This window comes from Streptococcus oralis subsp. oralis (genome assembly GCF_002096595.1).
In the GTDB taxonomy this organism is placed as follows: Bacteria; Bacillota; Bacilli; order Lactobacillales; family Streptococcaceae; genus Streptococcus; species Streptococcus oralis_D.
The window spans coordinates 234,553-252,447 of the sequence record NZ_NCUR01000010.1 but is presented as its reverse complement, the minus strand read 5'-3'; the positions used below and the strand labels follow the sequence as shown (position 1 = coordinate 252,447).

General features: G+C 40.6%; 15 protein-coding genes. 1 reads left to right on the top strand and 14 read right to left on the bottom strand.

All coding sequences use genetic code 11. The features are described from left to right. Window positions 1-9: 9 nt before the first annotated feature. The 6 genes from B7714_RS05595 to eno all read right to left on the bottom strand — a co-directional run bounded on the left by B7714_RS05595 (window position 10) and on the right by eno (window position 5,504). Window positions 10-414 carry a hypothetical protein gene (locus B7714_RS05595; RefSeq protein WP_084860379.1) on the bottom strand — a complete coding sequence of 135 codons (405 nt, stop codon included), beginning with the start codon at window positions 412-414 and terminating at the stop codon, window positions 10-12. Continuing rightward, window positions 395-1,306 carry a phosphodiester glycosidase family protein gene (locus B7714_RS05590; protein WP_084859905.1) on the bottom strand — a complete coding sequence of 304 codons (912 nt, stop codon included), beginning with the start codon at window positions 1,304-1,306 and terminating at the stop codon, window positions 395-397. The genes B7714_RS05595 and B7714_RS05590 overlap by 20 nt, the downstream gene beginning before the upstream one ends. Further along, complete coding sequence (locus tag B7714_RS05585) at window positions 1,303-2,346, bottom strand: bifunctional glycosyltransferase family 2/GtrA family protein (protein WP_084859904.1); 1,044 nt, start codon at window positions 2,344-2,346, stop codon at window positions 1,303-1,305. The genes B7714_RS05590 and B7714_RS05585 overlap by 4 nt, the downstream gene beginning before the upstream one ends. Before the next feature lie 191 nt (window positions 2,347-2,537). Continuing rightward, window positions 2,538-3,374, bottom strand: a complete 837-nt coding sequence (locus B7714_RS05580) for an AraC family transcriptional regulator (RefSeq protein WP_084859903.1) — start codon at window positions 3,372-3,374, stop codon at window positions 2,538-2,540. 202 nt (window positions 3,375-3,576) lie between these two features. After that, entirely contained in the window at window positions 3,577-4,071 is a 495-nt protein-coding gene (locus tag B7714_RS05575; protein ID WP_084859902.1) for a YkgJ family cysteine cluster protein, read from the bottom strand. Window positions 4,072-4,199: 128 nt separating this feature from the next. After that, on the bottom strand, window positions 4,200-5,504 hold the full coding sequence (gene eno, locus B7714_RS05570; protein ID WP_000022821.1) for a surface-displayed alpha-enolase: 1,305 nt from the start codon (window positions 5,502-5,504) through the stop codon (window positions 4,200-4,202). A gap of 162 nt (window positions 5,505-5,666) precedes the next feature. Here eno and B7714_RS05565 point away from each other — a divergent pair, with 162 nt between their 5' ends. Then, window positions 5,667-6,113: a DUF1694 domain-containing protein gene (locus tag B7714_RS05565; RefSeq protein ID WP_084859901.1), complete on the top strand. Its 447-nt coding sequence runs from the start codon at window positions 5,667-5,669 to the stop codon at window positions 6,111-6,113. Here the strand turns inward: B7714_RS05565 and B7714_RS05560 are convergent. The 8 genes from B7714_RS05560 to pulA all read right to left on the bottom strand — a co-directional run bounded on the left by B7714_RS05560 (window position 6,110) and on the right by pulA (window position 17,876). After that, on the bottom strand, window positions 6,110-7,225 hold the full coding sequence (locus B7714_RS05560; RefSeq protein WP_084859900.1) for a glycerate kinase: 1,116 nt from the start codon (window positions 7,223-7,225) through the stop codon (window positions 6,110-6,112). The two genes, B7714_RS05565 and B7714_RS05560, sit on opposite strands and share 4 nt — an antisense overlap. A gap of 9 nt (window positions 7,226-7,234) precedes the next feature. Further along, window positions 7,235-7,879 carry a phosphoserine phosphatase SerB gene (serB, locus tag B7714_RS05555; RefSeq protein WP_084859899.1) on the bottom strand — a complete coding sequence of 215 codons (645 nt, stop codon included), beginning with the start codon at window positions 7,877-7,879 and terminating at the stop codon, window positions 7,235-7,237. Window positions 7,880-7,940: 61 nt separating this feature from the next. Continuing rightward, window positions 7,941-9,374, bottom strand: a complete 1,434-nt coding sequence (gene glgA, locus B7714_RS05550; RefSeq protein ID WP_084859898.1) for a glycogen synthase GlgA — start codon at window positions 9,372-9,374, stop codon at window positions 7,941-7,943. Then, a complete protein-coding gene (gene glgD / locus B7714_RS05545; protein ID WP_084859897.1) occupies window positions 9,371-10,510 on the bottom strand; it encodes a glucose-1-phosphate adenylyltransferase subunit GlgD in 1,140 nt (379 codons plus the stop codon). Before glgD ends, glgA begins: the two co-directional genes overlap by 4 nt. Continuing rightward, the gene (locus B7714_RS05540; protein WP_000787250.1) at window positions 10,500-11,642 is read right to left on the bottom strand and encodes a glucose-1-phosphate adenylyltransferase; all 1,143 of its coding nucleotides are present in this window, start codon (window positions 11,640-11,642) and stop codon (window positions 10,500-10,502) included. The genes glgD and B7714_RS05540 overlap by 11 nt, the downstream gene beginning before the upstream one ends. Window positions 11,643-11,800: 158 nt before the next feature. Beyond that, window positions 11,801-13,696 (bottom strand): 1,4-alpha-glucan branching protein GlgB, encoded by a 1,896-nt coding sequence (gene glgB, locus B7714_RS05535; RefSeq protein WP_084859896.1) that lies wholly within the window; start codon window positions 13,694-13,696, stop codon window positions 11,801-11,803. A gap of 272 nt (window positions 13,697-13,968) precedes the next feature. Further along, on the bottom strand, window positions 13,969-15,393 hold the full coding sequence (locus B7714_RS05530; protein WP_084859895.1) for an NADP-dependent glyceraldehyde-3-phosphate dehydrogenase: 1,425 nt from the start codon (window positions 15,391-15,393) through the stop codon (window positions 13,969-13,971). Window positions 15,394-15,590: 197 nt separating this feature from the next. Beyond that, window positions 15,591-17,876 carry a type I pullulanase gene (gene pulA, locus B7714_RS05525; protein ID WP_084859894.1) on the bottom strand — a complete coding sequence of 762 codons (2,286 nt, stop codon included), beginning with the start codon at window positions 17,874-17,876 and terminating at the stop codon, window positions 15,591-15,593. Window positions 17,877-17,895 lie beyond the last annotated feature (19 nt).

The following is a 17,895-nucleotide window of genomic DNA, read 5'->3' as shown; positions in this document are numbered from 1 at the left end:
CTTTATTTTTTATGCTAATTCCTTACTGTTCTTCTTCTGAAGCAAAAGCGATACTATAGCTAGCAAGGCGAAGGCAAGGCCAACATACCAGTAAGGTTGATCTAGTGTTGTTGAACGACCTGAGAGGTTGACGATTCCACGAAATAGCATTCCAGCTGTTAGGACTGCAACTGCCGAGTTCCACAAGTTTAGACTGAGTCGCCCTAGGTTTGGCATGATTTTCAACAATAATGCTAGAACGATGCCCCCTACTAGAGGGACTACAAAGAGATAGTGCATATGAAGCGAGGTCTCGCCAAAACTAAAGGACTCGTAGATACGGCTAAATGCAAAAAAGAAAATGGTGAGAAGGCTATAGCTAACGAGTGTTTTTTTGAGGCGTTTGTTTTTGATTTTAGTAACCGATGTAGACAATATCACTCACCGCCCTTTCTGATATTTTGCTTCCACCTGTAGTCGGTTTATTGATCACCTGACCGTTAAAGTAGAGAGTTGAGGAACCACCACCATCAAGGTTATAGGCTGTCTTCACTCCGTAAGATTTCATCACTTCTGCAATCTGGTAAAGTGACAAGCCCTTGCTTTCAGAGGTACGACCATCCGAAACGATGATGATGTAGTGATTTTCATCTATGATCCCGATAGCTGTACGAGGATTTGATGACATGGCCTGACCGACTTCTGTATTGGTATCAACAGATATTTCTCCATTCTCAACTAGAGACGGACCAAATGCCAGTAGATTGACGACACCGTCCTGAACCAACTGATCGGCTGAAACTTGGTCCTCGTAGATGATTTTAAAGGAGCCGTCCTTGTAAATAGCAAGGTCACCGTTACTAGCATCTTCACGGACACTGTACCGATATACAACTCTATTACGGATAACATAACCAGAGCTATTTGCTCCATAGTAGTCACCGTTGACAGCTAGAATAGCATTGTTTTCAGCAGCCATTACAGAGGTTTTAGCTGTGACGTTGGTTCCATAGGAGTTTTGAGCTAGAGCTGTTTTCAGATAGTCCAATGAACTGAGGGTTATATCTGCTACATAGACCTGAGTTTCTTCCACAGTCTTTTCAGTTAGGGTGACACTGATATTTCCATCTGAATAGCTAGTATCTGTCACTTGGGCATTTTTTGCTGCCTGACTTGCTGCCGTGGTGTTAGAAGTTGAGCTGGTATTAGAGACAGTGGAAATCGTTTCAGCGAGAACAAAGGTCTTCAACATCGAATAGGTGAAGGAACTTGTCAGGAACAAGCCCAAGACCGAGGCGTATAGATAGGGTTTCTTTAAAACTTTCATAATGGGCTACAAGTCCTTTCTTTGAAAATAAAGCGGGTTTGAACTGTCCAAGAGAGGATAAAGAGCATGATTCCAACAAAAATCTTCGCGATTAGCAAGTTGACTCCAAGACCTGAATTAAAGAGTCGAATCAGGATGGTGTCTAAGATAAAGAGACCAACTGCTAATTCAAAATAGCCTGATCCTGTTTTAAAACTGCTCGCCTTGTTCTTGAAGACCAATTTTTTGTTGGTAGAAAAGTTAAAGATGGAGCTAGTCACACGTGCCAAACCATTTGAGAGGAGAACACGCAAACCAGTTGGAATAAAGCTCAAGCATAGAATAGAGAGAGCGTAAACCACATAATCTACGATAAAACTACTAAAAGACGAGAGGGCAAACTTTAAAATATTTTTATAAATCATCAAACCATCCCGAATAGGTCGGAAGTGAGAGGCCGCATTATCGTTAATATAGACCGTTTCAATCGGAACTTCTAAGATTGGGTAGACTTGACTTGCTTCAAGGAGCATGTTCATCTCGTATTCATACCGTTGTCCTTCTATCTTAAGCATAAAAGGAATCATAGCCGTTGAAAAGGCACGTAATCCTGTCTGTGTGTCGGATACAGCGACACCTGTTTGCAGTTTAAACAAGATACGAGTCAAGCTGTTCCCAAAACGACTACGCAAGGGAACCTTGCCAGTAAAAGCACGGACACCAAGGACAAGTGTATTAGGATTTTCATTTGATTTTGTCATATTACGGAAAATGTCCCAGATCCTGTGTTGGCCATCTGCGTCTGCTGTAACTACAGTCCCTGACTTATTAAGAGACTGAATGTACTCAAAGGCTGTTTTCAGAGCTTGGCCTTTTCCTTGATTGACCTGGTGGTGAAGCACCGTCGCAAAATCCTCTGCTTGAGCAAAAATGTCTTGGCATTCTGCTGAACTTCCATCATCAATGACAATGATGTAAAAATCGCTCCTGTTGTGAATCTTTTCAATCAGTTTGATGAGATTGTAGTCAGGTTCGTAAGCTGGAATAACTAGATGGTTCATATTTACACCTCTTTCTTTGATGATTGGAAAAGTATACAAGCAAATGCTTAAAAATTCCTTATACTTAAATTTAAGTAAAATCAAATTTATTGTTTTTCTCAGAAATTACCAATCCCAAACAAAGAAAAACTCTGTAAAAGGTATCTTCTACAGAGTTCGATTTGCATCTTTATAAAATGTCAGAAAATTATCTAGTTCTTAATCACTGGTATCCAGAGTTCCATTTGATAGTCTGGTGACGACATGTCTCCTTCAGTATAGACTTCAAAGTCTGGCGCTCCTGAGTGGCGATAGCCAGTTTCTGGGAAAAAGACCTCCAAGACATATTTCCAAGCATGTTGGATGCTTGCTGGTATAGGGCCTTTGACTGGTACGATTGCATATTCAGCTTCGGAGATTTCTTTGATTGACAGACCCAATTCTTCTGCTTTAGTTTTATCCGTCACATCATAAGCAGCCATATAGTTGATGATTTCGCCTTCTTTGACATCCGAGCAGACGCCAAAGTATTGGCCACTACCTAAACTTTCTAGGCTTTCAAAGCTGTGATGAGCATAGAGATACTCCCAAGCAGACGGGCATTTGCTATTGTCAATAGCTTCCAATAGGACGCCTGCCACGGTAAATGCAGGCTTCTTTTGAATCTTGATATCCATGTTCTTTCCTCCTGTGATTTTTAAGGATAATTGAAGCTTAGGAAAGACCCGATAAGGTTTTCCATTTCGAACTTCTGAGGGAGTTGCACCATGGAATTTCTTAAAGGCCGCACTAAAAGCATCCGCAGAGTCATAGCCGTATTTCATTGCTATGTCAATGACCTTCTCAGAGCTTTCACGCAAGTCTGTCACTGCTTCCGACAGCCTGCGATTGCGCAAGTATTCTGCTAATGTCATATCTGCCAGGATAGAAAATAGCCTACTAAAGAGAGGGTAAGAATAGCCCGATAGCTGCTGAAATCTTTTCATATCCACTTCTCCAGTCAGCTGCTGCTCCAAATAATCCATGGTTTGGTTGAACTGATGCATCATATTCGTTTCTTCTTACCTCCACAAGATAAAAAAGTCCTTAAAAGCAAAGTGAAAATAGAAAAATTGACACTAGAGCTTCTAGTCCTAGAAATTTTTTCTTTTTCGAACAGCTTTTAGGCCACGTTCAATTCTATCTATAGTCTATCAGATATCAGATATTTCCGCCCTAGAATCTTTGTACAAGATTTAAAGGTGTAAATCTCTATAACTTATCCTTTAATTTCTCAACAAAGAGATAAGCCGCTGGGCAGGTCAAGGTATTCTTAATCGTCAAATGATTAATTTGATGGATCTTTTTGCGGTCTGTATGTGGGAATTCTCGGCAGGCCTTTGGTCGAACGTCATAGATGGAGCAGAGATTATCTCCTCCTAGAAAGGGACAAGGCATGGATTTAAAAACCTTATCACCATCTTCATCTACCTGCAGAAACTCCGCTTCAAAAGCTGGTAATTTCATCTTAAAGTACTTAGCAATACGGGTAATATCGGCTTCCTTAAAGTCAGGCCCCAATGTCTTGCAACAGTTAGCACAGGCAGTACAATCAATCTCATCAAAAACTTCTTGGTGAATCTGCTGTGCAATCTTATCTAGATTCTTTGGTGGTTTTTTCTTTAGATTAGCTAACACTTTGCGGTGCTCCTTCTGCTTTTGCAAGGCTAGCTGGTGGTAATACTCAATATCAATTTCTTTAGACATAATTTCTTTCTAATTCACGTATTTTTGTCTATTATACCATAAACACTGCCCCTTTTTTGCCCCCTAAATACAAAAATAGCCCTTCGGAAAAAATCCGAGGGGCTTCAAACCTTGTTCACTGAACTAGATTATTTTTTAAGGTTGTAGAATGATTTCAATCCACGGTATTCAGCTACTTCACCAAGTTGGTCTTCGATACGAAGCAATTGGTTGTATTTAGCGATACGGTCTGTACGTGAAAGTGAACCAGTCTTGATTTGTCCTGCGTTAGTTGCAACTGCGATGTCAGCGATTGTTGAATCTTCAGTTTCACCTGAACGGTGTGATACAACGGCAGTGTAACCAGCTTCTTTCGCCATTTCGATAGCGTCAAATGTTTCAGTAAGAGTACCGATTTGGTTAACTTTGATAAGGATTGAGTTAGCAGCACCTTCTGCAATACCTTTTTCAAGGTAAGAAGTGTTTGTTACGAAGAAGTCGTCACCAACCAATTGAACTTTACCACCAAGACGTTCAGTAAGAGCTTTCCAACCGTCCCAGTCGTTTTCGTCCATACCATCTTCGATAGTGATGATTGGGTATTTGTTTACCAATTCTTCAAGGTAGTCGATTTGTTCTGCAGCAGTACGTACAGCAGCTCCTTCACCTTCGAATTTAGTGTAGTCGTAAACTTTGCGTTCTTTATCGTAGAATTCTGATGAGGCACAGTCAAATCCGATAAATACGTCTTTACCAGGAACATATCCAGCAGCTTCGATCGCAGCAAGGATAGTTTCAACACCGTCTTCAGTTCCTTCGAAACGAGGAGCGAATCCACCTTCGTCACCTACGGCAGTTTCCAAACCACGTGATTTAAGGATTTTCTTAAGTGCGTGGAAGATTTCAGCACCCCAACGAAGAGCTTCTTTGAATGATGGTGCACCAGCAGGCACGATCATGAATTCTTGGAAAGCGATTGGAGCGTCAGAGTGAGAACCACCGTTGATGATGTTCATCATTGGAGTTGGAAGAACTTTAGTGTTGAATCCACCAAGGTAGCTGTAAAGTGGGATTTCAAGGTAGTCAGCAGCAGCACGAGCTACAGCGATAGACACACCAAGAATTGCATTTGCACCCAATTTACCTTTGTTAGGAGTACCGTCAAGTGCGATCATAGCACGGTCAATAGCTTGTTGGTCACGTACATCGTAGCCGATGATTGCTTCAGCAATGATGTTGTTTACGTTGTCAACAGCTTTTTGTGTACCAAGACCACCGTAACGAGATTTGTCACCGTCGCGAAGTTCAACTGCTTCGTGTTCACCAGTAGAAGCTCCTGATGGAACCATACCACGTCCGAAAGCACCTGATTCAGTATAAACTTCTACTTCAAGTGTTGGGTTACCGCGTGAGTCTAGGACTTCGCGAGCGTAAACATCAGTAATAATTGACATTTTTTACTCTCCTTTGAGTTAAATTTTTTACACCTCTATGATACCTTAAAAATAAGCGTTTTTCAAGAAAAAACGTTATCTTTGTGCAAATTTTCCTTAACTTTATAAAGTAATCGCTTTCTTTTGTCTGTTTTCTTGCGATTTTTGTGATATACTGTTTTTATGACAGATTTATCAAAACAACTACTAGAAAAAGCTCATGGTGGGCCGAAATTAAACCCAGATGAACAACGCCGCTACCTCGGTACTTTCGAGGAAAGAGTTCTAGGCTATGCGGATGTTGAGACAGCCAATAACCTTCAGTTACAAAAGGGATTTTTAACGATTTTGGAACATTTTCAAGAAAAGACAGAACCTCTTTTTGTGAAGATTTCACCAAATATCGAGTTTGACAAACAGGTCTTTTACTTAAAACAAGCAAAGGAAAGCAACTGTCAGGCTACTATTGTTTCAGATGATCATATCACCTCTCCTTTCGGTCTTGTCATTCATACAAATGAATCTGTTCAAGTAGACGAGAAGGACCTTAGACTTGCTTTCTCAGACCTCTGGGAAGAGAAAAAGGCAGAGGCTCCTAAAAAATCCATCTGGAAAAAATGGTTTGGTTAATCCTTTCTCATATTTAATAAACGGCCAATATTAGTAGCTGTGTGCTCCAAATAGAGACTTGCATTTTTCAAACTATTCTCTAAAGGTTCACATTTCTCTAAAATGGAAAATGCTGCTTGTATATTTTCGAATGGTAGGGGAGGCAAATCCTCAGAAAGACTACCGCAAATAGCGATAACAGGAACTCCGTTAGGGGTTCTTTTTGCTACACCGATAGGAGCTTTCCCAGCGAAGCTTTGACTGTCCAGTCTGCCCTCTCCAACAATAACCAAGTCGGCATCTGAAACTTTCTTGTCAAAGTCTATCAAATCCAAGCAAGTATCAATCCCAGATACGATACAGGCCTGAGCAAAGGTACAGAGCCCAGCAGCAATGCCACCGCCGGCTCCTGCTCCTTTAAGAGACAGGGTGGAAGGTGAGAATTTTTCATAGAACTCCTGTATAGCCAGATCTACTGTCTCAAACAAAGCAGATTCCAAGCCCTTTTGTTTTCCAAATGTATAGGTTGCTCCTTGATGACCACATAAAGGGCTCACGACATCTGCTAAAATGCGGATTTTCACATCTTCAGGAATCCTATACAACTCACTGTCTGAAACTGACTCGAACTCAAGTAATGTCTGACCGCAAGCAGGCAATTCTTTTCCCTTCTTATCATAAAAACGATAACCTAAACCAGCAACAATGCCTATCCCACCGTCATTACTAGCCGTACCGCCAACTCCGATATAAATTTCTTTCATTCCTTGATCAATGAGATGGCGAATCAACTCTCCAATACCTCTGGTTTGGATGCGAAGAGGATTTCGTTTCTCCCGCGGAATCTTTCCAAGACCAACCAAGTCAGCAACTTCAAAGAGCGCTATTTGACCTTTTTGAAAGTAACGCATTGCTTCATTTATACCAAAAGGTCCCGTAACCTCTTGCCATTTTTCTTCGAGTTCAAGAGAATGTCGAATAGCATCTACAGTTCCTTCCCCACCATCGCCAACAGGACAGAGCAAACATTCTACATCCTCTATTGACTGTTCGAAGCCCCTTTTTATAGCTTGAGCGACCTCTTCTGCCGTCAAACTTTCTTTAAAAGAATCGGGTGCGATTACAATTTTCATAGTTCCCTCTCATTCTAAGAAATCAATCAAAGGCAAAACTTCTAAAAGATCCCTCGTATCTACATGACAAGCTATCTCAGCTTTTACGACCTCCTTGGCACAAAAGGCTATACCGTGACCTGCTGACTTTAACATCAAAAGGTCATTAGCTCCATCACCGATGGCAATCGTTCTTTCTTTGGAAAGTCCTAATTCCTTTCTCCAATTCTCAAGAGTAGCTTGTTTTACTTGACCTGTCACAATTTCACCAACTAGTCGACCTGTTAAAAAACCGTCTTTGACTTCCAACTGGTTGGCAGAGAAATAGGAGATACCAAGGGATTCTGCTAATCTCTCAACTATTGGTGCAAACCCACCAGAAACTAGACCGACTAGAATGTCCTTCTTTTGAAGTATGGAGATAAATTCTTGAGCATTCTTGGACAGATGAATGGATTTGAAGACAGTATCAAAGACCGAAACCGGAAGACCTTTTAACAAAGCCACTCTTGCTCGTAAGCTTGTTTCAAAATCCAGTTCACCTCGCATTGTCTGGCTTGTAATCTGCGAAATTTCGGCTTCGCAACCTGCTTCTCTTCCTAAAAGATCAATCACTTCTTCTGCTATTAGGGTGCCATCAACATCCATAACACAGAGCCCCATTACTTGAGTCATCACTTCTCCTCTTTTCTAAACAGCCCAAAAATCGTATGAAAGAATCATACGATTTTATCTATTAGTTGACTAAACTATAGTACAAGTCCAGGTAAGATTTGCAGGCTGTATCCCATGAGAAATCGCATTCCATAGCTTGTTTTTGTAGATTTCTCCAAACGTCCGGCTGGTACTTATAAACATCCAAGGCTGTTTGGAAACTCCAGTTAAGCCAGTAAGGTGTTAAATTGTCAAAGCTAAATCCAGTACCAGTTCCTTCGATCGGATTGAAGGATTGAACCGTATCACGCAATCCACCAACCTCATGAACCAATGGTAGAGTTCCATAGCGCATCGCCATCATTTGTGACAAGCCACATGGTTCAAAACGACTTGGCATGAGGAAGAGGTCACAAGCTGCGTAAATTTCTTGAGCGAGCTTGACATCAAAAGTGATATTTGCTGATAGCTTGTCTGGATAGACTTGCGCAAACCAAGAGAAGGAATGTTCAAAAGCCGGGTCCCCTGTTCCCAAAAGGACTATTTGAACGTCCTCCTGTAAGAAACGGTGTAAGCTTTCTACAACAACATCAAAACCTTTTTGGCGCGTCAAACGAGAGACAATCCCAACTAGAGGCACATCTGCTCGTACTGGTAGACCGACTCTCTCCTGCAATTTTGCCTTATTTTGCGCTTTTCCAGACAAATCTTCCTTATCAAAATGATAGTCTAAAAGTTGGTCTGTTTGAGGATTATAAAGATCTGCGTCAATACCATTGACAATACCTGAAACCTTACCTGACTCCATGCGAAGAATCTGGTCCAAACCGCAACCAAACTGACTGGTCATAATCTCATGTGCATAGCTAGGGGATACGGTTGAGACACGATCCGCGTATAGGATACCAGCCTTCATCCAGTTAAGGCAATCATTCCAGCGAAGGGTGCCATCAGCATAGCGTTCAAAGCCAACACCGAACAAATCCCATAACATTCCTTCAGAAAATTGACCTTGAAATTCCAAATTATGAATAGTTAAAACTGTTCTGATTCCTTGATATGCTTGAATCCAATGGTACTTTTCTTTTAACAAGAATGGAATCATTGCTGTATGGTAATCATGGACATGGAGAAGGTCAGGGATAAAGTCAATGCGTTCCATGGCTTCAAGAGCAGCCAGTTGGAAGAAGGCAAAGCGTTCACCATCGTCAAAATCCCCGTAAACATGACTGCGGAAGAAATAATATTGATTATCAATGAAGTAGAAGGTAACCCCATTCAAGACAGTTTTTTTAATACCACAGTACTGTCTACGCCATCCTACACTAACTTCAAAGTGGAGAACATCCTCTATCTGGTTCCCAAACTTAGCTTCTACCATATCATAGTAAGGCAAGAAAACTGCAACTTCGTGCCCCGCTTTTACAAGTGATTTAGGAAGTGCGCCAATGACATCGCCCAAACCACCTGTTTTTGAAAAGGGTGCTCCTTCTGCTGCTACAAATAAAATTTTCATGAATAAATATCCTCTGTTACTGTTTCACCCTTCTTAACTACAACTGGATGTTCTGCTGTTCCTCGAATGGTAACACCATCCGCAACTTCAACACCCTTGTCCAAGATAGCATATTCAACTTGGGCACCCTGGCCAATCACAACACGAGGGAATAAAATGCTGTCCTTCACTACACTATCTTTGTGAACATAAATGTTACGAGATAGAACTGACTGAACTACTTCGCCCTCAATGATACTACCAGAAGCAAACTGAGAATTACTTACTTTTGAAGTATTCGCGTAGTAGGTTGGTTCTTCATTCTTAACTTTTGTATAAATCTTTTGATTTGGTGAGAAAAGAGAGTAGAATTTTTTAGATTCAAGCATATCGATGTTTGCTTGATAATAGGACTGAACAGAATGAATGTTCGCTAAGTAGCCTGTGTATTCGTAAGCAAAAGCTCCTTCTTTTGCAGCTAAATCACGAAGAACATAGCGTAACTTTTCAGGATATTCTTTCTGAGCCTCTTCTTCAAGTCGTTCAATCAACCAAGGAGTATCCACAACAAAGATATCTGTAGACATGTTGAAGAGTTCATCCGTAGATTTGTTATCAAAGAGTTTGTGCGAACGAACATGGTCAGTTTCATCAATTTCTAAGATAGCATTCACATCTGAAATGTCTTTCTTCGGAAGTTTCTTATATACAACTGTGATCGGACCTTTCGTTGTATTGTGTAAGTGGAAGACTTGATTCAAGTCAATATTCACCAGCACATCGCAGTTAATCGAAACGGTTTGGTTTGAACCTGAACGTTTCAAGTAGGTAAGAAGCTGTTGGTAATACTCTTTTCCAACCGTACTGCTTTCAACACGAGTATTGTAAATTCCTAGATAGTAGTGACTTAGAAGGGTGGACAAGCCCCACTCACGACCTGAACGGATATGGTCGAATACAGAGCTGATATTATCTTGTTGGAAAATACCAAAGATACTACGAACACCTGCATTTGCAAGACTGGAAAGGGGGAAGTCAATCAAACGGTATTTTCCACCGAAAGGTAAGCTAGCTACCGGACGGTGTTCTGTTAACGTTGACATATCATGAAAACCAACTGTGTTTCCTAAAATGGCTGAATATTTATCAATCTTCATCTGTTGCTACCCCCACTACTTCATTGTATCCTACTACTTGTACTTCGTCAGTTCCGTCAATCTCTACGCCGTCTGCAATAATGGCACCTTCACCAATAATAGCACGAGTAATCTTTGCTCCATGACCAATAATAGCCCCGCTCATGATGACAGAATCAACGACCTCAGCACCTTCACGTACTTGTGCTTCTGTTGATAGAATCGAACGTTTAACAGTGCCATCTACAAAACAGCCATCCACGACCAATGAATCTTCAACGTGTGCATGCGCACCAAAGTAGTTTGGTGGTGAAATCAAGTTTCTAGAGTAAATTTTCCACTGACGATTGCGACTATCCAATGCGTTTTCTGGCGAAATGTACTCCATATTGGCTTCCCAAAGTGACTCAATCGTACCTACATCTTTCCAGTAGCCATTAAATTCATAAGCATATACACTTTCACCAGACTCGAGATAGTTAGGGATAACGTTCTTCCCAAAGTCTGACATATCCACATTGCTCTTTTCAGCAGCAACAAGCATATTGCGAAGTCGTTTCCAGTCAAAAATATAAATCCCCATAGAAGCCTTTGTAGACTTAGGTTGCGCAGGTTTTTCTTCGAATTCAACGATACGGTTATTGGCATCTGTATTCATGATACCAAAACGGCTAGCTTCTTTGAGAGGTACGTCTAGGACAGCTACTGTCAAACTGGCATTGTTATCTTTATGTGACTGAAGCATATCATCGTAGTCCATCTTGTAGATGTGGTCACCAGAAAGAATCAAAACATACTCAGGATTAACACTGTCGATGTAGTCAATGTTTTGGTAGATAGCGTGACTAGTCCCTTCAAACCAACGGTTTCCTTCGCTGGCTGAATAAGGTTGTAAAATAGAGACACCTGAATTGATACCATCCAATCCCCAGCTAGAGCCATTTCCGATATGGTTGTTCAAAGCGAGAGGTTGGTACTGAGTAATCACACCAACATTATGGATTCCAGAGTTTGCACAGTTGGAAAGAGCAAAGTCAATGATACGGTAGCGCCCACCGAATTGCACTGCCGGTTTGGCAATGCTTTGAGTGAGTTTTCCGAGACGTGTTCCTTGCCCACCCGCAAGGATCAAAGCTAGCATTTCATTCTTCATTTTCTACTCCTTTATAAAGACATGTGAACGTTAAAATCGAAAGAAGGTCGGAAGTCAAACTTTTTATAAAAATAATAGGAAATCCATTTCTCTTGTGTTTCAAGTCCAATACAAGTACATCCGTTTTTAAAATCTAAAAAATTTTAATCAACAGCCCATTATTCTTTTTTCTTAGCTGGTTTCAAACGACGCTTGATCTTCCAGATGCTTGCTCCCATGGCAGGCAAGGTAAAGGTCAAAGTCTGCTCATAATCTTTCCATAAGCCTTCTTGAGTCTGAATTGTTTGATTGTGCTCTTTCCACACACCTCCCCATTCTTCTAGTTCTGTATTCCAAACTTCTTCGTAAATACCTGCAACAGGTAAACCAATCGTAAATTCCTTACGTTCAACTGGAGCCATATTAAAGACACAGACTAATATTTCGTCCTTCTTGCCCTTACGAATAAAGGAAAGGACACTCTGATCTCTATTATCAGCATCGATAATCTCGATGCCATCATAACTGGTATCAATTTCCCACAGACAGCGATGGTCTTTATAGAATTGATTCAGTTGTGAAGTGAAATGCTTCATCTTGGCATTCATCGGATCTTCTAGATTAGACCATTCTAACTGCTCCTCAGACTTCCATTCTAGGAATTGCCCGTACTCACTACCCATGAACAAGAGTTTCTTACCTGGATGACAAATTTGATAGGTGTAGAGATTGCGCAGACCAGCGAACTGATTGTAGCGATCTCCCCACATCTTATGCATCATACTCTTCTTACCATGAACTACCTCATCATGTGAGAAAGGTAAGAGATAGTTTTCATTGAAGACATACATAAAGCTGAAGGTCACAAGATTAAAGTCATACTTACGATAAATCGGATCTTCCTCGTAGAAACGGAGAATGTCGTTCATCCAGCCCATGTTCCATTTATAGTCAAATCCAAGGCCGCCCATTTCTTTCATACCAGTAATCTTTGTCGCTGATGAACTTTCTTCTGCAATCATCATGATATCTGGATGAGCTAGCTTAACAACTGTATTCAAACGTTGAAGGAAATAATAACCCTCATAGTTAAGGTTTCCACCGTCTTTGTTTGGAGTCCAAGGAGCATTATCATAATCTAGATACAGCATATTGCTCACTGCATCGACCCGAATACCATCTAAGTGGTAAAAATCAATCCAAAATTTAATACTTGAAATCAAGAAAGACTGGACCTCATTTTTTCCGAGGTCAAAATTCAGAGCACCCCAACCATAGTTATGAGCCTTGTTGTGATCTTGGTATTCAAAAGTTGGTGTACCGTCATAATATGCCAAGGCATCATCATTAATGGTGAAATGACCTGGAACCCAGTCTACGATAACACCGATATTATTTATATGACACTCTTCAACGAAATCTTGGAATTCCTCAGGTCTGCCATAGGAATGTTCAAAAGCAAAGTAACCCATAAGCTGATAGCCCCAGCTCAATCCAAGTGGGTGTGCCATTAAAGGCATGAACTCAATATGTGTATAGTTCATCTCAACTAAGTATGGAATCAACTCGTCTTTCAGTTGAGAAAAAGTATAGGGACTACCGTCTGGATTTCGCTTCCAAGATCCTGCGTGAGCCTCGTATATATTAACTGGTCTCTCGAAAAATCCCAAACGTTTGCGACGTGCTAGCCAAAGACCATCTTTCCATTTCTTTTCACGGATATTGGTCAGAACTGCTCCTGTGCCCGGTCTAGCTTCAAAATAAACTGCCAACGGGTCAATCTTCATAATCTGGTGACCATTTGCACGCGTGATATGATATTTATAAATCTGACCTTCCTGAGCCTGACTAGTAAAGACTTCCCAAACACCTGCTTCATTACGAACCATAGGAATTTGATTCTCAACCCAATTAGTAAAATCCCCAACTAGATGAACTGCTTGTGCATTTGGTGCCCAAACCCTAAAGGTATAGCCTATTTCTCCGTTTTTCTCCTCTCTATGCGCTCCTAAATAATGCTGGAGGTGAAAGTTCTCACCTGTAGTAAAGGTTCTTAATGCTTCTTGATTATTCATTCAATCCCCTTTCTTTTGTAAGCGTTTTCTATAATTCTATTATACACTCTTTTAAGATAACTTTCAAGTAATTTACGAAGGAAATCATATTTTTTTATGAAAGTCTTCAAAAAATTATCTAGCATTTTAAAAAAGATATCCTGAAAATAGAATACGAAACAATTTCCATATATTTTTTTATTATAATACCAAAATATTCGTTTTTTATCAATTTTAAACTGTATTTTTTTGAAAAAAATAAAATCAGGAAGTCGTTTTCCTGATTTTATAAATTATTTCACATCAAAAACAATGGATTTAACATTTGTCATCGCTTCAATACTATATTTAATTCCTTGCACTCCTGCACCAGAACCTTTTACACCAAGAAATGGGAAATTATCTGGTCCACGTTGTGTTTTATTATTAATATGAACGGTTCCCACTTCAAGTTTTTCAGCGATTTCAAACGCCTTCTTAAAGTCATTTGTAAAGACTGAAGATTGAAGACCGAACTCTGATTCATTAGCAATTTCTAGTGCTTCGTTGGCATCTGCAACTCGGATAATTGGGAGAACTGGTCCAAATGGTTCTTCCCAGGCTAATTTCATGTCTCTTGTGACATAATCAAAAAGTCCTGGCCAAATGAGATTATTCTCACGTTTGATTGGGCTGAGCGCTTTGGCTCCTTTTTCCTGAGCATCTTCAATCAATCCCCAGATGAAATCAGCTGAAGCATTGTCAATAACAGGTGTGATATCTGCATTGTCAAATGGATCACCGACAGTTAGCTTAGCAACTTCAGCCTGGAGCAATTCAGCCAATCTGTCTGCTACGCTTTCCACAACCAAAACACGTTTGATAGCGGTACAACGCTGACCAGAGTAGCTAAAGGCACCACCTACGATCTGCTTAGCTGCATTTTCTAAATCTGCATCTTCTAAGACAATTGCTGCATCTTTTCCACCAAGTTCAAGCATAATTGGGCGCATACCAGCTAAACGACCAATACGTTCCCCAATCGGTGTTGAACCTGTAAAGTTAATGAAGTTCACTTCCTTGTGTTCGATGATGTAGTCTCCAATTTCAGAACCACGTCCAGTGATGGTGTTGAAGACACCTGCTGGGATTCCGGCTTCGTCAAATGCTTTAGCCAACAAGAGACCAGAAATAGATCCTTGTGTTGGTGGTTTAAACATAACGACATTTCCTGCAATCAAGGCCGGAGCAATCTTGGATCCAGAAAGGTTGACTGGGTAGTTAAATGGTGCGATAGCTAACACCACTCCAACTGGCTCACGACGAACAACGGCTAGTTTATTTTTACTTGCAACTTCAAAACCGCCACCTTCCATTGCTTGTCCAGTGATACGGAGACCTTCCTCAGCAGCAAAACGAATCAATTCTGCTGTACGTACTACTTCTCCAATGGCTGCTTTAATCCCTTTTGCAACCTCTTTGGCAAGAATGGTACCAATTTTTTCTTTATCACGTTCCAAAATGTCTGCTGTCTTATGTAAATAGGCTGCACGCTCAACTGGTGCTAAATCACGCCATGCTGGGAGAGCTGCACGCGCTGCTTTCATAGCCTCATCTACTTCAGCCTGACTCATTGCGGGTACTGTTCCCAGCTTTTCCTGATTGATGGGAGAATAAATGGTAATTTCATTCTCTGATGATTTCCATTTTCCATTCACTAAATTCTGATAATGTGTCAAATTCTCTTCCTCCTGAAAATGATTAAAACTTATTTTATCAAATTTTCAGAAAATTACAACCCCTTTTTGGAAAATATTGATATTTTTTTCACAAACTTGATTCTTCAAATTATTTGAAATTTATTCCTATTAGATATTGGTTTTTCAATAAAAATCAAAAAAGGTCTAGATTTAACTAAACCTTTTTGTAGCATTTACTATGAAAGTACCTTCAAGACTGCAACGCTGATATCATCAATCACATTAGACTCTTTTGAACGACTATTGGACACCAGCATTTCAAGATTTCCCGCATTTTCAAAGTAGAAGGAAGTTCCTTTAGCGTTGAATACCACCAATAAGTGCTCTGATCCACCGTGAATTTCGTAAACAATCCACCCACTATTTTCAGCAGCTGTATGGACAAAGACATGACGATAAACTTCTTCGTATGTAGGATAAGAGAAAGCACGTGTTTGTGTTTTTAGGCGAATAATCTGGCGAATAAAGTCAATGCTCTCTTGTCTCTCATTGATTAAATCCCAGTTGATCTGGTTGACACTATCTGGAGCATTGTAACTATTCATGGCCCGTTCTCTATCTGCCGCAGTCAGCTCGCCATTTTCTCCAGTAGCAAGGAGTTTGGTGCGTCCAAATTCTTGACCCAGCTCTATAAAGGACATCCCTTGCATAAGAATGCTCATCGCTGTTGCTGTCTCAACCTGTCGCATAATCTTATCTGAACTGTGATCTGGATGAAGGGTTACCAACAAATCATGCAAGTTGTAATTATCATGGGCTTCCACGTAGTTAAGAACTTGGTTTGGACTAAGATATGAACCCAACTCTCGGCTACCAAGAATAGCTTTGGCTACAATCGGTTCTGTAGCTGCACCACTAACAAATCCTGCCTTGATTGTGCCATAAACTTCTCCTCCTTTGATGGCATCACGCTGATCATCATTGAAGAATCCAATATTTGGCATCTGGTAGGCATTGTCCTTCTTGGCCTTATCATAAGGTGCAAGACCAGTCCCCATATCCCAACCTTCTCCATAGGTGATAATACGGGGATCAACCTCATCTAATGCCCAACGAATTGCCTGCATAGTTTTAACATCGTGAATTCCCATCAAGTCGAAACGGAATCCGTCAATATTGTATTCTTTCACCCAATAAAGGAGTGAGTCAATCATATACTTGCGGTACATTTCGTGTTCGCTTGCGGTTTCATTTCCAACACCTGTGCCGTTTTGGAAGGTTCCATCTGGATTCATACGATAGTAATAATCAGGAACAGTTGTTTGGAAAGGTGCATCAACCGTTGAGAAGGTATGGTTATAAACAACATCCATAATGACACCGATTCCCGCATCATGATATGCCTGAATCATGGTCTTGAGGTCTCGAATAACCTGTCCAGGATCATTTGGGTTACTAGAGAAACTTGGTTCTGGGGCATTGTAGTTTTGAGGGTCATAACCCCAGTTATAGGTTACATTTCCGTCCTCGTCGTATTCCTTATGACGATCAAAGATTGGTTGGAGCTGAACATAATTACAGCCGAGTTCTTTGATATAGTCAAAGGCTGTTGCTTGCCCATACTGGTTAACCGTTCCAGTATGGGCAGCCCCAAGGAAGGTCCCTCGAAGGTTTTCTGGAACCCCAGATGTCGGCGATTTTGTAAAATCACGAATGTGCATCTCACAGATAACGGCTTTACATGGATTTTCCAAACGCCAAGGAGCGTCTGTCCCATGTTTGACTTTAAATCCTTCTACCTGTCTATCTTGCTGAGAGAGAATTACGGAACGTTTCCCGTCAGGACTTGTAGCGATAGTGTATGGGTCTCGTGTCAAAGTCTGGTGGTGCGGAAACTCAATCTGATACTGATAGGCTTTACCTGCAAGATTTTCATCCAGGTCTACACTCCAAACACCAATGGTATTGTACTTATGGCTGTATGAATAGCTATTCCCACGCTCAAGGTTAAAGGTTTTCCAAATCGGCGCGTCGTTACTTGTATTTTCATAAACGACCACTTGAACAGCTGTAGCGGTTGGAGCCCAGAGTTTAAAGCTTGTCTGGTAGTCTGAGATACTGTAACCTAACTCTCCTTGATATCCCCAATGATGATCGAAACTTTCACTGTGAAAAGCTTTATCAAAAGCAAACGGATTTCGATCTATATAGTAAGGACTTGCAATGGCAGGATTTTCAGAATAATAAACCGTCTCATCACCATCTAAGATCCAAACCTCAGTCAACAGTGGGTAATAGTTAAACCGTAGAAGATAGTCTTTTGTCTTACCATCTATTTCAGCAGAAAAGGTCAAAGTATCAAGCCTTTCTGCACTTGTGACTGTAAAGGAGAATTTTGCTCCAAAATAGTCATTTTCATAATACAAATTTTCTTTAATATCTGCCTGTTTTCTACTGAATGAACAAGCATCATAATCCCCATTTTTTCGGTGAAAATGGATGACTACTGGGTATCTATACATTTCTTTTCCTAATTCCTAA